Raw genomic sequence first — 18,422 nt, forward strand, 5'->3', positions numbered from 1 at the left:
TTCCCTCCTTGCCTTCAGAGCTTATGAAGCCACCTGAAGAGCAAGGTAGATCACTAGAGCATAACGGGTACCTTTACCGAGCGCGACTAACACAAAAAACCACCCAAAAGAGGTCCGCAAAGATCCAGCGACCACAGTTAAAGGATCACCGACTATGGGCAGCCAAGCAAATAGCAATGAAAACTTACCGTAACGATTAAACAACCCACAAGCCTTATCGTACTGCTTTTGAGAAACTGGAAACCAGCGCCTATCCCGCCATTTAACGATAAACCAACCAAGATAATAGTTAATACAGCTACCAAGTAAATTTCCCGCTGTAGCGGCCAGCCATAACCAAACCAGTTCGCCCTGTTGTTTCGCAACAAGCCCACTCAGTGCTAGCTCAGACGACGCAGGTAATAGGGTTGCAGCAATAAAAGCAAGCCCAAATAAAGAAAGGTAAATCATATCTACGGCTACAAGAAATTGGACTTTAAGAAATCATCTAAGTGGGGCAATATACTGAAATGCGTGCAAGACTTCAAAAACACTGACACGGCAACAAGGAATAGACATGAAAACAACAATAAAAATGTTACTACTCAGTACTGTACTCACTTCCGGATTAAGTGGCTGTAAAGCCTCAAACGAGGCGCTACCACAAGCAGCTGATGACTATCAGACCTACATCCATACCGGTGACATCTTCAAGCACTTGCAATTTACGGATATAAAAAACCAAACCATTCAGTTCGATACTAAACACAAAAAACTCGTAATTTTATTCGCGACGTGGTGCTCTGATTCGCAGCGTTTATTGAGCGAACTAAAACAATCGGAACTACTCATCCAAGCAGATTTAACCATCGTTGCCATCGGCCGAGAAGAAAATAACACTACGCTTGAGCAATTCAACGAAGCCATGCAATTGCCCATACATCTTGTTGCCGATCCCAATCGAGATATTTACAACACGTATGCCAACAAAGGCATTCCAAGAGTCATCTTGCTTGATGAGCATAACCAAGTGATGCAAACCCTTATCGGTGAGCAACCCAACACTTTATCAAAACTAAACTGGAATTAACGAGGTAACTATATGAATCCAGAAGTCGTTAGCATTCTCACGATGGCCAAAGTTATCCAAACCGCCGTTGCCCCTGTATTTTTAATTACGGGTATTGCTGCGACCTTAGGAGTGCTATCAAACCGTTTAGCACGGATCACAGATAGAGCTCGTTTACTTGACCGCAAGATCAATACCACGCAAGATGAAGAGCTAAAAATGCACTTTAGTCGAGAAATGCGTGCACTGCTAAAACGGTCTCGCTTTATTCACGTTGCATTTAGCATGAGTGTACTCAGTGCGTTGCTTGTATGTGCAGTGGTTATGCTACTGTTCATGTCACACTTGTACAGTATGCCATTAGGCATTACTTTATCGTCTTGTTTTATCGCCGCTATGGTGCTGCTCATTGGCGCATTTGTCTCTTTGCTTGGAGAAATCTTTTTAGCCACCCGCAGTATGCGCAGGGGTATGATATTCAAAGACATAGAGAGCTGACTATTTAAAACTAGCTGCCTCCGTCACAGGGCACTAATCGCAGTTATTTGATTATATTTGTAATTTACATTGAAAATAGGGAAAAATATTAGGGGTTTACTATGAAGAAACTACTTACCGTCACACTATTTAGCTGCCTTGCCGCGACAGCGCAAGCTAACACCATGTTTGAATCAGCTGAAGATGCGATTGAATATCGCAAAGCATCTTTTCAATTGATCCGTTTCCAGATTGGTAATATGGGCGACATGCTAAAAGGCAAAGTACCATTTGATGCTGAAGTATTTAAACAACGTGCTCACAATGCTGCGCAATTATCGCAAATGCCTTGGGAAGCATTCATTGACGGCTCTGACAAAGGCAATACTGATGCTCTACCAGCCGTTTGGTCAAACAGAGCTGAGTTCGATGGCAAAGCCAAACAATTTGCCGAGTATGCCCAAGCATTGGCTGTTGCAGCTGACTCTGGCGACAAAAAACTGATTGCTTCTGCATTTAAAGATTGGGCAAAAGGCTGTAAAGACTGCCACAAATCATTTAAAGATTAAGAACGCAGATCGTATAAAAACAAAACAGCCGCATATTTGCGGCTGCTTACTATCTGAATATTTCGTCACTTGTTTAGTGAACACCAACAACGCAGTAACTCAGACAATGCACCTAGTAACCCATAGCCCTGCTTAATCACATAGCCAAATTGAATTACTGTCAGTGCTAGACTGGTAGATGACGTCTAGTGATCAATCATCAATATAGTCGAAATCATCATCGCCTAGATTTCTACGTAGGCGTTTTTGCTCTAAGTAGTCGTCTAGCTTTCTTTTGACTTTACGCTTTTGCTTGTCATGTTGGTTACGACCCAACTTTTCAAATTCATCGTCTGCAAAATCATCATCAAGCGCATCGTAAGAGAATGTCTTACCCACAACTTACTCCAAAATAAAATAGTCATTAATAAAATGAGAGCCATCTCTCAAGATCACTATTTAGCGCTAAATTGTCATTCTGAAAAGTGAGAGTTTCTTATCCTTACAATAAAAATTTTTTATTGCTAATTCTTTTTGATAAAAATAACTATATTTTAGTCAATTCCATCACTTTTTGAGCACATAAGTTTTCAATTAAAAAACATAAAGCATTGATCTTAATACAACTAATATTTGGCATTGTTCTTGATACAAAAAACATGTAACTGAGCCAATAAGGATCGACCATGAATAAAATTTTACTACTAACAGCAGCAACGATGATGACAGCCACTGTCGCTGCACACGAAAAAAATAACATCACGTTTAGCGGTGACAATTGTGAAGTAGAATTTCAGAATGACGTTAGGATCACGCCTGATAACTTGGTGATCACAACAGCCAAAAACAAAACAGCTGAGATCAACAACCTTGGCGAACTGACACTCAATGGCGAGCGCATTGCACTCGATACGCAGCAAAAAACGATGCTCACGCAATATGGTGATGAACTAAGAGGCCGCCTACCACAAGTGGCTGATATTGCTTTTGAAGGCATAAAATTAGCGGGCGTTGCCCTTAATGAAGTAGCGCAAACCTTTAATTTAACCAGTTTAGATAGTATTCATGCAGTGATCGATGACCTCGAAACAGAAGTGCAAAATACGTTTTATCAGCAAGGTGCGTTCGTGATGGGCAAGCAAACTTTTGATGAGTTTGGCCAAAATTTCGATAATCAGTTTGAAGAAAAAATCGAAACGGCAGTACAGGGGGCCATGATGCAATCGATAGGTAGCTTACTGGTTGCAATTGGCAACGAAATGTCGGATGCAAACGGTGATATAAGCAGCTTTGAACAACGGATGGAAAACTTCGCAACGCAAATTGAAACTAAGGTCGAACAACAAGCAGAATCTATTGAGAAAAAAGCAGATGCACTGTGTGGCGACTTTGAACAAATAGCGAAAAACGAGGCCATTGTCGCAAAGTCTATCCCTGCCATGTCAGAGTACCAACTGTTTAAATTTAAATAATCCGACGTTGGCATAACTTACAATTTAATTAAGGGTACGTTATGCCAACCCTTTTCTTTGTGCATCGGCCAACTCACCCAGGGTTTTAATCGCTTGCTCTACCGAATTCCCCCAAGGCAAGCCATAACTGATACGTATACAATTTTGATATTTTTTGCTGGCACTAAATAGCGTACCAGGCGTAATACTGATCCCACACTCCAAAGCTCTTTGGAACAGCAAGGCTCCGTCAACATGCTTACCTAAGTCTAGCCACAGCACACAACCACCTTGCGGGCGGCTGACTCTTACCTCACTACCAAATGCGGCATTCACCGCTTGGATCATGCGATCTCGATTCTCAATTAACCGTTTACGAACCAACTTTAAATGGCGCTCATAACCCCCTGAGCTGAGAAAGTCCGCCAGAGCCCATTGATTCATTAAAGATGACGAGCAGCTCAACGCACGTTTTATGCGCTTTGCTTTTGCACTAAATTGACTGGCAACCATCCAGCCCACTCGATAGCTAGGTGCAGCGGTTTTTGAGAATGAGGCACAGGTGATCACTAAGCCCTTTTGACTAAATGCTTGTGCTGGTATGCCACGCTGCTCAGTAAAGTATAAATCGCCATACACATCGTCTTCTATCAACACCACGCCACGTTGCTCTAATAGTGCCACCAGCTGCGCACGTCTCGTATCTGGCATAAAACTACCGAGCGGATTACTAATACTGGTAGAAAACACGCAAGCTCGAATATCATGTTTTTCAAGCGCACGCTCAAGGTCGCTCAGCCAAATGCCGTCATCCGGACAAACAGGGATTTCGATGGCCTTTAGTCCCAAGTTTTCAGCCAGTTCAACAATGCCAAAATAACAAGGAGATTCAATCGCTATCACGTCTCCAGGCTTAGTTACCGCTTGTAACGCAATCGCTAATGCTTCTTGCGCGCCATTGGTGATCACCACTTCATCCATGTCTATTGCTAAGCCCATATCCAAATAACGCCGCACGATTTGCTTTTTTAAGCTATCTAAACCATCCATAGGACCATAATTGATGAGCTCATTCCCAGCTTCTTTCATTACACGGCGCATAATTTTGGCAAGTACTTGCTCAGTACCAGCGATGGCAATGGGGTTAGCGATACCTAAAGGGATTGTATGTGGCTGATGGATCCCATTATAGACTTGTTCAATCAACGCCTGCTTGTTAACCACTACGGGTTTGGCGGGTAATCTTGCACGCTTTGGCGAGTCGTTGTGCGAAGCTCTTTGGCATAAAAAGTAGCCTGACTTTTCTTTGGCAACCACTTTTCCTTGGTCTTCAAGTGCTTGATAGGCCTGCTTTACCGTTGGAATACTGACATTTAAGTTTTGCGCCATAACACGCAATGAAGGAAGCTTTTCGCCCGGTAAAATGGACTCTTGTTCTGCCATCGACAAGATCATTTGGATCACCTGCTGATAGAGAAAGGCGGAATGTTGGCGTTGAATAACGGTACTCATAAGCAATAATCTGTATAGGTATAAATTAGCAAATTCTGTATATAGCTTATACAGAATAACAGCGTAAACTACAGACTTCCACTGCTGTTTAAATCTAGAGCCGATCATGAAAAATCTATTTCTTTACACCATCACTGTGTTGATTTGGGGATCAACATGGCTTGCCATTGAATATCAACTTGGCAGCATCAACGAGTTTGTGTCACTGTTTTACCGATTTGGTCTCGCCGCGATTTGTATGTGGGCATTTGTTATCTATAAGCGTGTGCCAATGCGCTTTTCCCGCCAAGATCACGGCTTTTTTATCCTCTTAGCGCTATGTAATTTTGGTGCCAACTATCTCTTCTTATATTGGGCTCAGGCACATCTAACGTCAGCGATGGCATCAATTGCGTTTTCATTATTATTGGTCGTTAACATTGTCAATACTAAGTTATTTTTTGCCAAACCTATTGCAAAACGAATTTACTTTGGTGCGTCATTGGGCACGCTTGGGATAGTCAGCTTGTTTTGGCACGATTTGGTCGCATTTGATTTGCAAAGCGAGGCCTTCTTGGGATTATCATTAGCTTTATTAGGAACAGTGGTCGCATCACTCGGAAATATGGTGAGCGTACGCAATTCCAATCAGCAAATTGATGTTATGGCGGGAAATGCTTGGGGCATGCTCTACAGCGCTGTCATGTTAGCAACCTATGTCGCCTTGAGTGAACATCAGTTTATCAACCAAGCGCCGGCATCATATTGGTGGTCTCTGATTTACCTCAGCGTGTTTGGCACCGTTATTGCCTTTGGTTGTTATTTCTCACTACTCAAGAATATTGGGCCTGAGAAAGCGAGTTATTTGATAGTGTTATTTCCTTTTGTTGCCGTGGCATTGAGTACCTTATTTGAAGGCTTTGAGTGGCAGCAAAACACCTTTATTGGGTTTATTTTGGTCATCCTAGGTAATGCGATTGTACTCACACCTTTAGATCGCATCTACGCTTGGCTGTCCATTCGGTCCCCAGTTAGAAGTTGAAGTCTTACCAATGCTTTAGCTTCTTACTTTCCAGCGCCATTTTATAATGGCGCTTTTTTTATGCACAGCGCCCGGCGGCGACAGGTTATCGTTGCAGGCGTGCACCCAACAATCTCACCATCCGCCTCAATGTCATACCCCTCTTGTGCGATAAAAAGCTCAGTAATGCGGCTGTGATGCACATTTCTCGTGCCCATATGACGTTTCAGCAGCATATTGACAAATAATATCACTCGCTGCCAATGCGTTTGCGGCGTGAACCACAGCAGCTCTAACTGACCGTCATCAAGACAAGCCATTGGGGCGGGAGTTAACCCTGCCCCAAAGTGTTTGCCATTCGCAAGTAACAACATCATACCCTGCTCAGGCCATTTTTTGCTGCGATAGCGAATGAGCTTGGCAGTAAACAGCGACATTAGTCCCGCATAGGTATAGCTCAACTTTCCCAAGCGTTTGGTTTGTCCTAGGTTATTCATCACATGCGCGTTAAAGCCAATCCCAGCAACATTGACAAACCAGCGTCCGTCCACTTTACCCAAATCAATACTTGTAAACTTGTCTGAAAATACAGCTGCTCGCCACTGTACTTTGGAATAATTAAACTGCCGAGCAAAATCGTTGCCAGTACCCGCTGGCAGCAGCGCAAGCGTGTTATCCCGTTCAGCAATGGCATTGGCGACTAGGTGCAAAGTGCCATCTCCCCCAATCACCACCACGCTAGCTCCCGCCGTCGCGGCTTGAGCAATTGCCTCCCTATCTGCGACAAAGTTTCCAGTGGTATTAAACCAAGTTGCTGTCAACTGCTGTTGTTTTAATTGTTGCTTTAACCATGCAATTTGCGCTTTCCCCTCAGCACCCGCTAAAGGGTTGACTACCACCAGCATAAAACCCCTTAAATACAAAAACTCAACTTATATGAATAAAAAACCAAAACTAAAACCAAAAATAAAAAGCAAAAACCACAAACACCTATAATAACTGGGGTAAAGCCTAGTTAAGACAATCACAATTATGCATAACCATTCAAAAAAGCCATTAAAACAAAAATGAATAAAGCATTAATTCATTAGTTATTTTTATCCGAAAACATCAATTTTTATCGTTTTAAATTTAAACAAATTGCGGGCAAAATAACCTCGTTTTCAATCATAACTTATTAGGAGCCAGACATGCTTAATTCAGCTGCACCTTGCAGCCCATCACAAAACACGTTTAACCAAACACAACCAACTAAACAACGTCGTATCAATTGGACGAAGTGGTTGGCAGTATGTGGTCAACACTTAGCGTTAAAAGACGTGATTATGTATAAGTAAGTCTGCACAGAGCATGGCGCCCCAACCCGCCATGCTCTCGTCAGCATTTGTTTCAATAGACCATAAAAGCACCTATTCAACCAGCACTTTTGTACAAAACCTCTTCGACAAACCGCTAATTTCTAGCACAATTTTAAAAAAAACCTCACTTTTAGAACATTTTTTAAGCAAACAGTTTAAAAACGGTTTACAGCGCCTAAATCGCTAAGTATTATCTTTGCCCATGGAGAGATGGCTGAGTGGTTGAAAGCACCGGTCTTGAAAACCGGCATACGTTAATAGCGTATCTAGGGTTCAAATCCCTATCTCTCCGCCATTTTTAAAGTATTGCGTCGGAGAGGTGGCCGAGTGGCTGAAGGCGCTCCCCTGCTAAGGGAGTATAGGGTTTGTAGCCCTATCGAGGGTTCGAATCCCTCCTTCTCCGCCATCACTTATAAGAAAACCGCTTAATTGCGGTTTTTTTATGTCTGCGATTTATCACTGCCATACACAACTGGTCAGATGTCTTTATCCTATGCTATGTTGAGATCTGATTGGGGAAATGAGTGTGACGAATGAAAATCCATGTCTTAGAAGGTTATATTCAACATATTTATCTGGTCGAGCACGAAACGGATCTGCTATTACTCGATGGTTGCTGTCGTGCCGATGTTGAGTTGGTCTGCAACTACATCCTGCAATTGCAAAAACCATTAAGCGCACTAAAGCTGATTGTGGTCACGCATATGCACCCAGATCATGCCGGTGGCGCGCACAAACTCAAAAAACTCACGGGCGCAAAGATTGCGACCGCAAATGCCCCCAGTCAGTGGTATCGAGGTATTGATGGTGTCATGATGCATCTCTCCGATATGGCGCTGGCACTTTGGGTTGCTGGGCGAAAGCGCAAGGCCAAACGTAACCTTTGGTATCCAAGACAATTATCACCAGATTTTTTCCTAGCTGATGGTGATAGCTTACCCTACTTTAACGAATGGCAAGCGATACACACACCCGGTCATACGGATAGAGATTTGAGTTTGTATCATCTCCCCAGTAAGCGCATCTATGTGGCGGATTTGACGGTAAAAGTGAAAGGACAATTTGTTGCGCCTTTTCCGGTATTCTATCCACGCTTGTATCGCCAATCTCTTGCCAAAGTAAAGGCACTAAAACCCCACTCCGTGATTTTGGCACACCAAGGAGAGGTACTTGCTGAAGAAATTGATTTTAACGCATTGATAGCGCACGCGCCCAAGCAGCCAATGACACATTGGCGCTCGGTGAAGAAGAAGACCAAAAAAGCACTAGGATTAGGAAGCTAGCTTTCGTTTATAACCTGCACCAACCGCGCAATGTCCTCCTGACTATTGTAAATATGTGGTGAGACGCGAATACCGTAGCGACGATTATCCACAGCAATGCCTGCACGCTTAAGCTGCTCCATCACTGCCTCATGCCGCGAGCCAAAATGCAAAATAGCGGTCCCAGAGCAAGCACTCTGTGCTGTAGGAGAGCGATAAAATTCAGGTAATGCCGCTTGTAACCCAGACAACAAAGCAAAGTTGTACGCTCTTACTTGCTCAACCCCGAGCTCAGCAAAATAGCCAAGGCTATGCCCCGCATAGATATAAGGTGCCACACTTGGTGTACCGCCCCAAAAACGCAGCGCACTTTCACTCAGCGCAAAATGATGAATATCAAACTCGAATGGATTTTGATGTGAAAACCAGCCAACGTCTTTTGGTTCGCAATAAGGCAAAACATCCTCATTCACCCAGATAAAACCGGCGCCAGGGCCACCGCAGCTCCATTTCACACAAGAGCCTATAACGCAATCCGCGCCCCATTCGCTTAAATTTATTGGTAATACACTAAGTGACTGAGCGATATCAATAATGCTTCTACAGCCGTATTGGTTAGCAAGGCCAATGATGTCGGCGACAGGGGCTTGCTGACCGCTATTCGAATAAACATGACTGACAAATACCCAGTCAATTTGCTCGTCAATATATTGCTGCCACACGCTAAGGTCGTGCATATTCATCGCTTCGGGAATATAAACAATCTCAATATTGTCCAGCGCGTTTTGTAACGCAAACCCCATGCTGGGGAAGTCTTGCTCACTCATTAACACGCGCACTTTGCGAATGCCACTTTCGGGTAAACTCATCGCCCACTTCGTTAAACCACTGGAAAGATTTGCTTGCGGACAAAACAAGCGAGGATCAGTGTGTAATAGGGAGGCTAAGGACGAAGTAAAACGATCAATACCGCTTAGCCACTGCTGCCAAGGCTCCTGGTTTTGTAGTTGCCACGGCACCATAAATTGCTGATGAAAATCTTCCGCTGCAGATTTCAACATACGACCAACAGAATGACTCAATAAATAGGGACCCGTAGACAGGTGAAAATCATCCTTATATTGCTTCATGCTTAATCCCTATTGCTTGGCGTAATCGTTTTAAGTCGTGATGCCGAGTAAAGATATCATCGCGCTCGGCAGCGGCTCGCCTATCTCTTAAGTCTGCGAGTTCTTTGAGTAAGACTTCAATCGGTGGACCACTGGCGGTCACTTTGCTTAAGTGCTGTTGCTGCATTGCTTGCGAAGGTTTGGCGATATACTTTTCGACGAGTTGATTGTGATGTTGTATGGCCGTATCTCCATGCAGCTTACACACTTGTACAAACAAACTACAGGCGGGGCCAAACCAATCACTTTTCGGCCCTTTCAATGCACTCAGAAACGCATCCATTAAATTAGGCGTGCGCATGCATTCCCGCAGGGTTGCTTGGTCTTCTGGCATCATATAGAGGAATTTTTCCACCAGCATTTGACCATAGCTAATATCATTAGCTGGGCATAACCCCAACATCATATCGATAACATTGATACCCGCAAAATCTCCAGCGTTTGCACCACGATAGACCTCTTTACCAACTCGGTAAGGTTTGTAATAGGGTCGTACAACGTAAAAGAATGCCTCGGTATCTAGCTCCTTAAATAACTCTCGATTAGACTCTATCACCTCAAGCAGCGCTTGCTTAACTTGTTTGAGTAGCACCAATGACATGGGATGAGAAATTCCCAAATGATGCACTTTCATTAACGATTCAGACGCACGTTTATAGGCAAGAATGGCCTGCGTATTGTAGTCGATGAATAAGCGCTCTGCCGGATGAGAAGTAAAGCGCTTATACACGCCGTTGATTGCGCGGTTATGTGTGGTGAGATGAGCCGTTGCGAAGCGCGGCGTAACCCCCAAAGAGGCACCAATGTGCATGGCCAATGCCGATGCTTGCGTTAGTGGAGACACCTTTTCACGGCTTGGCTCGGTAATTTCGTGGCGTCTGCATGCAGCCATAAATAGACCAACGTTACCGAGTAAGTCGAATGCTTGCTCAAAGCCTTCGTCGGTATTGCCTTCTTCTAGCAAGGCTTGGATCAGTTGATTACCTTCTTCTAATAACTGTGCTTTTAGCGTTTCACCAACGCCTTCAACGTTTGCTTTATCCTGCTGCTGCCAATAAAGATGTTCAAGCTTGTCGTTAAGGTCGACAAACGGACCTCTAATCCAAGCGTCAAATTGTACGGCTAATGGACTCATGATTACTTCTCGTGATTATTCCACAGTTAAGGCTAGCAAATCACCACGAGCATAATTTGCCAATTTTCTCTAAAAGTTTAATACTGATTAGCAAGAATCACTCTTTTATTTGGTTTATGTCGGTAAATTTAGATGCCAAGGACAAATTGCTCCTTAACGCCTTGCAACATAATGCACGTTTGAGTAATGCCTCACTTGCCGAAAAGGCAAACCTTTCCGATACTCCCTGTCTTCGACGCGTAAAACGCTTGCAAGATACAGGAGTAATTTCAGGCTATCATGCGGCACTGGATAGAGCGCAAGTTGACCTAAGTATTTTGGTTTATGCATTTATAAAACTCAGTGAAAATACCGCAACTGCAGCGCATTTATTTGAACAACACGTGGAATCTGAAGATCAGGTGATCAGCTGTTCAGTGATCTCCGGAAGTTATGATTACCTACTGGAAATCGTAGCAAAGGATTTGCCCAGCTATGAACAATTTGCCAAACATCAACTGGGGGCCTGTAAGGTAATTAGCGGGATTGAATCAACGATTGTACTAAAGCAAACTTTTGCAAAACGCATATTACCGATCCGCTAACCATTTTTATCGTCATCTGTTCTCGCTATACTGCATGTGATTTTATGCTCATAAGGACCGACAATGCGCCACTACCTTACCTCCACAGTATTTGCTTTTAGCCTGCTTGCCTCACCTTTGGTCATCGCACAAGACTGTGTTACCCAAGTGAGTGATATGTCGCTATTCACCAAGAGCAAAAAGTCGGGATTATTCCGCGACGCAATCGATAAAGGCCCCGTCACAGTCGATGTAGGGGATATAAAAAACTATAACGATTATATTCGTTCGACCAAGCAACTTATTGAAAGCCGCAATCCCCGCGCCACACTGCCGTGCCCGTTAATGACGCCCACTGCAACATTACTCAACCTGACAACCCCCAAGGTAAGTGACTTAATCGCGCCATTTTCACTTGAGCATGACAACAAAGATCAAGCCATTTTACTTATCCATGGTCTGACCGATTCTCCTTTTACTTTTCACTACCTTGCGGCAGCACTCTATGAAGCAGGATACAATGTCAGAACCATGTTACTGCCAGGCCACGCGACTGCACCAAGCGATTTAACCGAAGTTGATATTGACGATTGGCAAACCCACACGGATTATGCCATCGCACAGACGAGCCAAGATTTTACGCATTTTTCCGTGCTTGGTTACTCCACTGGTGCTGCCTTGGTGCTAAGTAGCATAGCGAAGCACAAGCCTAATAATTTAGGCTCTGTTGCACTTATCTCACCCGCTACGGAGCCACATAATAAGAACGGTTGGCTAGCCAAATGGATTGATTACGTGCCATTTGTCAATTGGATAGATGAAGACGCAGATTTGGATTTCGCCAAATATGAATCTTTCCCATGGCATGGCGCAACGTTAGCCCATCAAGCTATGGCGCCACTCAAATCACTCACCACTTTGCCAGATGTACCGATGTTTATCAGCTATAGCGATGTCGATACCACCATAGACAATCACGCAACGGCAAAGCTGCTAGAAAAGTGGCAACCTAAATCAACATTGACCCAATTTATCTACTCGGAAACACTATCGACTAAGCAAGGAGTGGAGTATCGGAGTGTGAAAGCCGACAATATTATCGATATGTCTCATATTGGTATTTTGCAACCACCTGAACATATTTTTTACGGCCGCAAAGGGCCTTATCGTAACTGCACCAGTTACCACTTAGAAGACCAGGCCTTTATTAACTGCCGCACAGGTAAAACCGTCCATTTTGGCGAGCGTCACGAGAAAAGCATGACGCAATACACTGCTCTTGCGCGGATCACGTTTAACCCTGATTACAGCAACTTTGAGCAAGCACTGCTCGCATTTTTTGACGGCCACAATGACTGAGTACCAACATAGGTTTATTCATTCTCTAACTGAAGTGACAGAAGCACAGTGGGACTGCGTTTCACCATCACATGTATTTACGAGCTACGCGTGGCTGCTTGCATTAGAGTTGAGCGGCTGCACCAGCAAAGAGACTGGCTGGATACCACATCACCTAATGATTGAACGCCAGGGCGAGTTGATTGCAATTTTACCAGGCTATATTAAATCGCACTCTTATGGCGAGTACGTTTTTGATTGGGCTTTTGCTGAAGCTTACGAGCGCCATGGATTAGATTACTATCCGAAATGGCTGTGTGGCGTCCCCTTTACGCCAACTCAAGGACCAAGAATATTAACGAAACGTCTATCTTCTTGCTTGCTTGAATATATTGACACTACGCTCATGAGCCTCGCCCAACTAGGCATTAGTGGAGTCCATATTAATTTTTGTCGTGAAAGCGATTTTCTCACTCAAAGTCATTTAACGATGCGGCGCAATGTGCAATTTCATTGGCATAATCGAGGTTACGCCGAGTTCGATGATTTTCTCGCTCGACTCACATCAAGAAAGCGTAAAATGGTCATGAAAGAACGCCAAGCTGTGACCGCCCAAGGTATTAACATAAGATGGACTGTTGGCAGAGAAATAAGCACAGCACAACTCGATGCGTTTTTTCTCAGTTACCAGCTCACCTATCTTAAACGCTCGCGGCACCACGGCTATCTCTCTCGCGACTTTTTTCAGCAAGTTATCACCTCAATGCCAGATAAGCTTCGTCTTTGCTGCGCTTACTTAAACCACGAAATTATCGCCACCAGTTTATATCTTGTGGATGGTGATACCTTGTATGGTCGCTATTGGGGCGCAATTGAGGATAGTTACGACTTTTTGCATTTTGAGCTGTGTTACTATCAAGGCATAGAGTACGCCATTGCGAATCAGCTTGCTGTCTTTGACGCAGGTGCTCAAGGCGAGCACAAGTTAGTGAGGGGTTTTGAACCGGTGTGGAGGCAATCGTATCACCGCTTATTTCAACCTGACTTTCAGCGAGCGCTTGAGGATTTTACCAAGCGCGAAGCTGACGCACTCGAGCATTACTTTACCGAGTGTCGAGCAAAACTACCGTTTAAACACCAATAAGCGATTATTAGCCGGCATCGCATAGTCTTGCTGTAGTGTAAGTCCTTGCTCTGCCGCAAGCGCCAATACCCATTCTTGATCGCGAATGCCACTCTCTTTGTCTTGTGACCTTAAATACGTATCAAACTCTCGGTTACTCTCGCTGGTAAATTCACCTTGATAATTAAAAGGCCCATAAACTATCAGGTAGCCGCTTTCTTTAAGGTGTCGTCCAACTCCTGCGATTAAGCGCTCAACGAGCGTTGATGACACAATGTGCAAAGTATTAGCAGTATAGATCACATCATAACGCTGATTAACAGGCCACGCATGGTGTAAGTCTAGCGCCAGTGGCAGTAAAACGTTTTCAAGTTCTGCATCATCAAGCCACGCTTGAATACCGGCGTGATTGACCTCTCGGTCCGCTGTCTGCCACGTTAAATGTGGTAACGTCGCAGCAAAGTGCACCGCATGCTGGCCCGTACCAGAGCCTATTTCTAGCACTTCCAAAGACTTGTTTAGATAAGGAGTGAGCTTTTCTAATATTGGCTGTTTATTGTTTTCACACGCTTGAGAGTAAGGTTTTGTCATCTCGTTTGCACTATTTTGATCGGTTTATGCGCCTCATTGAGGCAAGAATTTATCTCAATTGCAAGGCAAACAGCTAAAACTTCTACTAAGCAATTAAAATTAGAAAAGAAATTTATTTTGGTACAACTTCTGCTAAGTTTAAAGTGTACCAAGAGGAGAAGCGAGCATGAAAATTTCAGAGATCACCCAAATGCCAAGCCAACTTAAAAGCGAGGGACTCGTCCTGAAGAAGCGTAAAAATACCTTCACTAAAGGTCGCGCTTACCGACAAGAAGTCGCCAACCTAATGCAACTCGAAGAACAAGAGAAAGAGCATTCAGAGCAGCAATATCTCCTCGGCTATAATTAACTCAATCACTCTTTTTAAATTCATTTCAGACTCATAGTGGGCTGCTATGGTGAATGCTAAACAAATTGATTGGCAATGCAAATACTAAAGCTTGAATTGCCAAACAAACGATGTAATGATAACCATTATCATTACATCGTTTGGTTTTGTATTCATGCAGCTAGCTACTTTATTACAGACTTACCGTGCGAAGCTTAATCGCCACTGCCAGCGACCACAACTTGAAGCACCACTCTTGGTTGCGGAATATATTGCGGCAGGCATAGGCATGGCGAAATGGTACGAGCGCCATAATAACCCGCTGCTGCAAGAGCTTTATCTTAAAAATACATTGTCCGAACTGTTAGAACAGATTGCCGATCCACTCGTTGATACAGCCATACGTAAACAATGCATGGATCAATTATTTAAACCTTTGCTGGCATTAAAACGGTTTTATAAACAGCACCATACTTCGTCACAGCAATTTCTGAAGCTCCAGCGAGATGCGTGCCAAACCTGCCAACAGTTTAACCCTTTTTATTAGGAGCAACGATGACTACATTTCGTCAAGAATCCGATAGTATGGGAACATTAGATGTTCCTGAGCATGCGCTCTACAAGGCGCAAACACAGCGCGCTGTAAATAACTTTCCTATTAGCGGGATCACAATGCCAACTAGCTTTATCAAAGCATTGGCCTATATCAAACAAGCTGCAGCAGAAACCAATCAATCCCTTGGCCATCTATCAAGTGATAAAGCAAAAGCAATTGTGAGTGCATGTCAGCAGCTAATTGATGGCAAACACTTAGACCAATTCCCTGTAGATGTCTTTCAGACTGGTTCTGGTACCAGTTCCAATATGAATGCCAACGAAGTGATAGCTACGTTGGCTACTGAATTAAGCGGCGTAGCAATTCATCCTAATGATGACGTTAATATGGGCCAAAGCTCAAACGATGTGATCCCAACAGCGATTCACGTGAGTAGTGCAATCACAGCAGTGTATGACCTTCTGCCAGCACTAAAACACTTATCTCGTAGTATTGAACAAAAAGCAGAGCAAGTTGGTCATCATGTCAAAACTGGCCGGACGCACTTGATGGATGCAATGCCGGTGACCTTTGCACAAACATTAAGTGGCTGGCAGGCGCAGGTGGATAACGCTTGTCAGGGCATTGTTCATTCCTTAGAAAAGGTTTACGAGTTAGGTCAAGGTGGAACAGCGGTAGGCACAGGTATTAATGCCGATCCACAGTTCGCAAAATTATTTAGCCAAAACCTGAGCACTAACATCGGGATCCGTTTCAGTAAAGGTAGCAACTTTTTCTATCACATCGGTTCACAAGACGCGATTGTGGGCCTTTCTGGCCAACTTAAAACCTTTGCAGTAGCACAAATGAAGATAGCCAACGACTTACGCTGGATGAATTCAGGACCGCTTGCTGGCCTAGGTGAAATCGAGCTTGAGGCGCTACAACCCGGCTCTTCAATCATGCCAGGTAAAGTAAACCCCGTTATTCCAGAAGCGGCAGCAATGGCCAGTGCTCAAGTCATCGGTAATGACGCAACGATTAGTGTTGCGGGCCAGTCAGGCAACTTCGAGCTGAATGTTATGCTGCCAGTGATTGCATTAAATATTTTGCAAAGTATTGAGATCCTCTCGAATACCTCGAGGCTACTTGCAGACAAAGCTATTTCAAGCTTTAAAGTGAATGAGCAGAATATTCAAAAGGCGCTCGCTAAAAACCCGATTTTAGTTACCGCGTTAAATCCTGTGATCGGGTATGAAAAAGCAGCACAAATTGCCAAGCTTGCTTACAAAGAAGGGCGTCCAATTATTGAGGTCGCTGCTGAGCAAACCGATCTGAGTGAACACGAGCTCCAATCATTACTCGATCCGCAAAAACTCACCAAAGGCGGTTTATAACGCTATCGTTCACAGCCTGCAATCACATATAGTGTATGCAGGCTGCAGAACTTGCTATTCCTTAAAGACTTGCGTAGTTTAATTAGCAAACATTAGGAGAGCATATAATGAATAAGATGATCCCCACTTTACTCGCAACCTTTCTGCTGTTTGGCTGCCAAGAAGAGGTAACTAAAAAAGAAACCACTGAACAAAAAGCGCAGGAAGCCAAACCTGTAAGCGAAAAGCACACTGAAATTAAAGAATCAAAAGAAGCAAGCTTACCTATTCAACAAGAGGGTAAAAAGCTCGACACCTCTGATATCAAAGCCCATAAACAATCATTGGAAAACGTCGTGGCCGACAAAAGCTGTGATAACGATACCCAGTGTAAAGTCATTGCCGTTGGCGATCGCGCCTGTGGCGGCCCTTCCTCTTATCAGGTTTATTCAACTAAATCAGCAGATGAGGCACAAGTAAAACAATTAGCGGAGCAAATTACTACATTAGAGCGCGCCTATAATATGCAAAATCAAATGATGAGTATCTGTCAGCATTTAATTGAACCCGCAACGCAATGCGTTGAAAATAAGTGTGTTAAACTAGAAAATAGTCGTCCTACATACTAGAGGCAATAATGAAGTTAGCTATTTCTCTCGCCTGCATCGGTACACTAATTGCGGCATTATCAGGCTGTGAAATGACGCCAAGCGATGCCACAAGTCGCTCTAATACTGCGCATACACTCACCGAGATAAGAGCACATTTAGGCTGTGATGCAAGCTACCAGTGTAAAGTAATTGGGGTAGGTGAACGATTAACCTGTGGTGGACCAAGGGAATATCTGATCTATTCAACGAAGCATACTGATGAGCAAGATGTAGAAACTGTTGTTAGCGCTATTACAGAGCAAGAAAAGCTGAATAACAAAGAAAAAGCACCAGCGGTTAGTTGTGAACCTGTGATGCCAATACAAACACTATGTATTGCGCATACCTGTCAGGCAGTACCTCTATAAACTAGTGAGCCTTCAGGTCATCGAACAAGCTCATTGATCACTGAGATCACCATCACTAAAACCGCACAAATACTCGCGTTAACAATATACTTCACTTCAAGCCTCTTCTTAATCCAATAGCTATACATAAAACGAATTAAGTAAGTGGCTGAAGTGCCAAACAATGCAAATATTACCAACAGTGCAATTAAATGAAATGACACGCTAAGGCCCCTGTTTTTAACCCATCATATCGTTAATTAACCTTTCCTTATAGCCCTTATTGCATAAAACCATATAGCTGCCTCATGCTCTCAAATACTCGGCGGGTAAACCGTCTCCAGCCATACTGCTCAGTGCTGATGTGGTGGTAGGAGCGAGTTCACCTCGCGATCTTTAATAAGGCCCTAGCTCGCTACGAAGAAGGATGTTTTATTCTTTTTGTTTGGGAAGCCTAATAGCTCGGCGGGTAAACCACCTCCGACCATGCAGCTCAGTACTGATGCGGTGGTAGGAGCGAGTTCACCTCGCGATCTTTAATAAGGCCCTGGCTCGCTACGAACTAGGATGTTTTACTCTCTTTGTTTGGGGAGCCCAACAGCTCGGTGGGT

Annotated in this window: 23 protein-coding genes and 2 tRNA genes; 17 read left to right on the plus strand and 8 right to left on the minus strand. The window is 43.9% G+C overall.

Features of this window, described 5'->3' with window-relative positions:
* Positions 1–21 precede the first annotated feature (21 nt).
* A complete protein-coding gene (locus DRB05_RS01035; RefSeq protein ID WP_128725290.1) occupies positions 22–450 on the minus strand; it encodes a YqaA family protein in 429 nt (142 codons plus the stop codon).
* Positions 451–556: 106 nt separating this feature from the next.
* Between DRB05_RS01035 and DRB05_RS01040 the strand changes: the two genes are divergently transcribed.
* The 3 genes from DRB05_RS01040 to DRB05_RS01050 all read left to right on the plus strand — a co-directional run bounded on the left by DRB05_RS01040 (position 557) and on the right by DRB05_RS01050 (position 2,094).
* Positions 557–1,069 (plus strand): thioredoxin-like domain-containing protein, encoded by a 513-nt coding sequence (locus tag DRB05_RS01040; protein ID WP_128725291.1) that lies wholly within the window; start codon positions 557–559, stop codon positions 1,067–1,069.
* 12 nt (positions 1,070–1,081) lie between these two features.
* Positions 1,082–1,546: a DUF2721 domain-containing protein gene (locus DRB05_RS01045; RefSeq protein WP_017219384.1), complete on the plus strand. Its 465-nt coding sequence runs from the start codon at positions 1,082–1,084 to the stop codon at positions 1,544–1,546.
* A 101-nt stretch (positions 1,547–1,647) separates the two neighbouring features.
* Positions 1,648–2,094: a cytochrome c gene (locus DRB05_RS01050; protein WP_095727085.1), complete on the plus strand. Its 447-nt coding sequence runs from the start codon at positions 1,648–1,650 to the stop codon at positions 2,092–2,094.
* 192 nt (positions 2,095–2,286) lie between these two features.
* Here DRB05_RS01050 and DRB05_RS01055 read toward each other — a convergent pair whose 3' ends face one another.
* A complete protein-coding gene (locus DRB05_RS01055; protein ID WP_010604204.1) occupies positions 2,287–2,472 on the minus strand; it encodes a hypothetical protein in 186 nt (61 codons plus the stop codon).
* Positions 2,473–2,759: 287 nt separating this feature from the next.
* Between DRB05_RS01055 and DRB05_RS01060 the strand changes: the two genes are divergently transcribed.
* A complete protein-coding gene (locus DRB05_RS01060; protein ID WP_128725292.1) occupies positions 2,760–3,545 on the plus strand; it encodes a DUF2884 family protein in 786 nt (261 codons plus the stop codon).
* A gap of 39 nt (positions 3,546–3,584) precedes the next feature.
* On the opposite strand, the gene DRB05_RS01065 is transcribed toward DRB05_RS01060, so the two are convergent.
* On the minus strand, positions 3,585–5,144 hold the full coding sequence (locus DRB05_RS01065; protein WP_128725293.1) for a PLP-dependent aminotransferase family protein: 1,560 nt from the start codon (positions 5,142–5,144) through the stop codon (positions 3,585–3,587).
* Between DRB05_RS01065 and DRB05_RS01070 the strand changes: the two genes are divergently transcribed.
* Positions 5,143–6,057 carry a DMT family transporter gene (locus tag DRB05_RS01070; RefSeq protein WP_128725294.1) on the plus strand — a complete coding sequence of 305 codons (915 nt, stop codon included), beginning with the start codon at positions 5,143–5,145 and terminating at the stop codon, positions 6,055–6,057. The genes DRB05_RS01065 and DRB05_RS01070 overlap by 2 nt on opposite strands.
* Before the next feature lie 41 nt (positions 6,058–6,098).
* Here the strand turns inward: DRB05_RS01070 and DRB05_RS01075 are convergent, their stop codons facing one another.
* Entirely contained in the window at positions 6,099–6,941 is an 843-nt protein-coding gene (locus DRB05_RS01075; protein ID WP_128725295.1) for a YegS/Rv2252/BmrU family lipid kinase, read from the minus strand.
* A 285-nt stretch (positions 6,942–7,226) separates the two neighbouring features.
* On the opposite strand from DRB05_RS01075, the gene DRB05_RS22705 reads away from it, so the two are divergent.
* The 4 genes from DRB05_RS22705 to DRB05_RS01090 all read left to right on the plus strand — a co-directional run bounded on the left by DRB05_RS22705 (position 7,227) and on the right by DRB05_RS01090 (position 8,677).
* Positions 7,227–7,373, plus strand: a complete 147-nt coding sequence (locus tag DRB05_RS22705) for a hypothetical protein (RefSeq protein ID WP_017219379.1) — start codon at positions 7,227–7,229, stop codon at positions 7,371–7,373.
* Between the two features lie 225 nt (positions 7,374–7,598).
* Positions 7,599–7,689, plus strand: a tRNA-Ser gene (locus tag DRB05_RS01080).
* Positions 7,690–7,707: 18 nt separating this feature from the next.
* Positions 7,708–7,800: transfer RNA gene (locus tag DRB05_RS01085), tRNA-Ser, on the plus strand.
* Between the two features lie 127 nt (positions 7,801–7,927).
* Positions 7,928–8,677, plus strand: coding sequence for an MBL fold metallo-hydrolase (locus tag DRB05_RS01090; protein WP_128725296.1), 750 nt, complete (start codon positions 7,928–7,930; stop codon positions 8,675–8,677).
* On the opposite strand, the gene DRB05_RS01095 is transcribed toward DRB05_RS01090, so the two are convergent.
* On the minus strand, positions 8,674–9,786 hold the full coding sequence (locus tag DRB05_RS01095) for an aminotransferase class V-fold PLP-dependent enzyme (RefSeq protein ID WP_128725297.1): 1,113 nt from the start codon (positions 9,784–9,786) through the stop codon (positions 8,674–8,676). The two genes, DRB05_RS01090 and DRB05_RS01095, sit on opposite strands and share 4 nt — an antisense overlap.
* On the minus strand, positions 9,773–10,960 hold the full coding sequence (locus DRB05_RS01100; protein WP_128725298.1) for a monodechloroaminopyrrolnitrin synthase PrnB family protein: 1,188 nt from the start codon (positions 10,958–10,960) through the stop codon (positions 9,773–9,775). The genes DRB05_RS01095 and DRB05_RS01100 overlap by 14 nt, the downstream gene beginning before the upstream one ends.
* 116 nt (positions 10,961–11,076) lie before the next feature.
* On the opposite strand from DRB05_RS01100, the gene DRB05_RS01105 reads away from it, so the two are divergent.
* From DRB05_RS01105 to DRB05_RS01115, 3 genes are all read left to right on the plus strand, one after another.
* The gene (locus DRB05_RS01105; protein WP_128725299.1) at positions 11,077–11,544 is read left to right on the plus strand and encodes an Lrp/AsnC family transcriptional regulator; all 468 of its coding nucleotides are present in this window, start codon (positions 11,077–11,079) and stop codon (positions 11,542–11,544) included.
* 63 nt (positions 11,545–11,607) lie between these two features.
* Positions 11,608–12,882, plus strand: a complete 1,275-nt coding sequence (locus DRB05_RS01110; RefSeq protein ID WP_128725300.1) for an alpha/beta fold hydrolase — start codon at positions 11,608–11,610, stop codon at positions 12,880–12,882.
* Positions 12,875–14,005 carry a GNAT family N-acetyltransferase gene (locus DRB05_RS01115; protein ID WP_128725301.1) on the plus strand — a complete coding sequence of 377 codons (1,131 nt, stop codon included), beginning with the start codon at positions 12,875–12,877 and terminating at the stop codon, positions 14,003–14,005. The genes DRB05_RS01110 and DRB05_RS01115 overlap by 8 nt, the downstream gene beginning before the upstream one ends.
* Here DRB05_RS01115 and DRB05_RS01120 read toward each other — a convergent pair.
* Complete coding sequence (locus tag DRB05_RS01120) at positions 13,985–14,575, minus strand: DUF938 domain-containing protein (protein WP_128725302.1); 591 nt, start codon at positions 14,573–14,575, stop codon at positions 13,985–13,987. The two genes, DRB05_RS01115 and DRB05_RS01120, sit on opposite strands and share 21 nt — an antisense overlap.
* A gap of 166 nt (positions 14,576–14,741) precedes the next feature.
* On the opposite strand from DRB05_RS01120, the gene DRB05_RS01125 reads away from it, so the two are divergent.
* The 5 genes from DRB05_RS01125 to DRB05_RS01145 all read left to right on the plus strand — a co-directional run bounded on the left by DRB05_RS01125 (position 14,742) and on the right by DRB05_RS01145 (position 17,832).
* Entirely contained in the window at positions 14,742–14,924 is a 183-nt protein-coding gene (locus DRB05_RS01125; RefSeq protein ID WP_128725303.1) for a hypothetical protein, read from the plus strand.
* Positions 14,925–15,039: 115 nt separating this feature from the next.
* Entirely contained in the window at positions 15,040–15,450 is a 411-nt protein-coding gene (locus tag DRB05_RS01130) for a hypothetical protein (RefSeq protein ID WP_128725304.1), read from the plus strand.
* A gap of 8 nt (positions 15,451–15,458) precedes the next feature.
* The gene (locus tag DRB05_RS01135) at positions 15,459–16,835 is read left to right on the plus strand and encodes a class II fumarate hydratase (RefSeq protein ID WP_128725305.1); all 1,377 of its coding nucleotides are present in this window, start codon (positions 15,459–15,461) and stop codon (positions 16,833–16,835) included.
* Between the two features lie 107 nt (positions 16,836–16,942).
* Complete coding sequence (locus DRB05_RS01140; protein ID WP_128725306.1) at positions 16,943–17,443, plus strand: hypothetical protein; 501 nt, start codon at positions 16,943–16,945, stop codon at positions 17,441–17,443.
* Between the two features lie 8 nt (positions 17,444–17,451).
* The gene (locus tag DRB05_RS01145) at positions 17,452–17,832 is read left to right on the plus strand and encodes a hypothetical protein (protein ID WP_128725307.1); all 381 of its coding nucleotides are present in this window, start codon (positions 17,452–17,454) and stop codon (positions 17,830–17,832) included.
* Positions 17,833–17,849: 17 nt separating this feature from the next.
* On the opposite strand, the gene DRB05_RS01150 is transcribed toward DRB05_RS01145, so the two are convergent.
* Positions 17,850–18,035 carry a hypothetical protein gene (locus DRB05_RS01150; protein WP_128725308.1) on the minus strand — a complete coding sequence of 62 codons (186 nt, stop codon included), beginning with the start codon at positions 18,033–18,035 and terminating at the stop codon, positions 17,850–17,852.
* Positions 18,036–18,422 lie beyond the last annotated feature (387 nt).

It is taken from the genome of Pseudoalteromonas sp. A757 (genome assembly GCF_004103285.1).
Classification (GTDB): domain Bacteria; phylum Pseudomonadota; class Gammaproteobacteria; order Enterobacterales; family Alteromonadaceae; genus Pseudoalteromonas; species Pseudoalteromonas galatheae.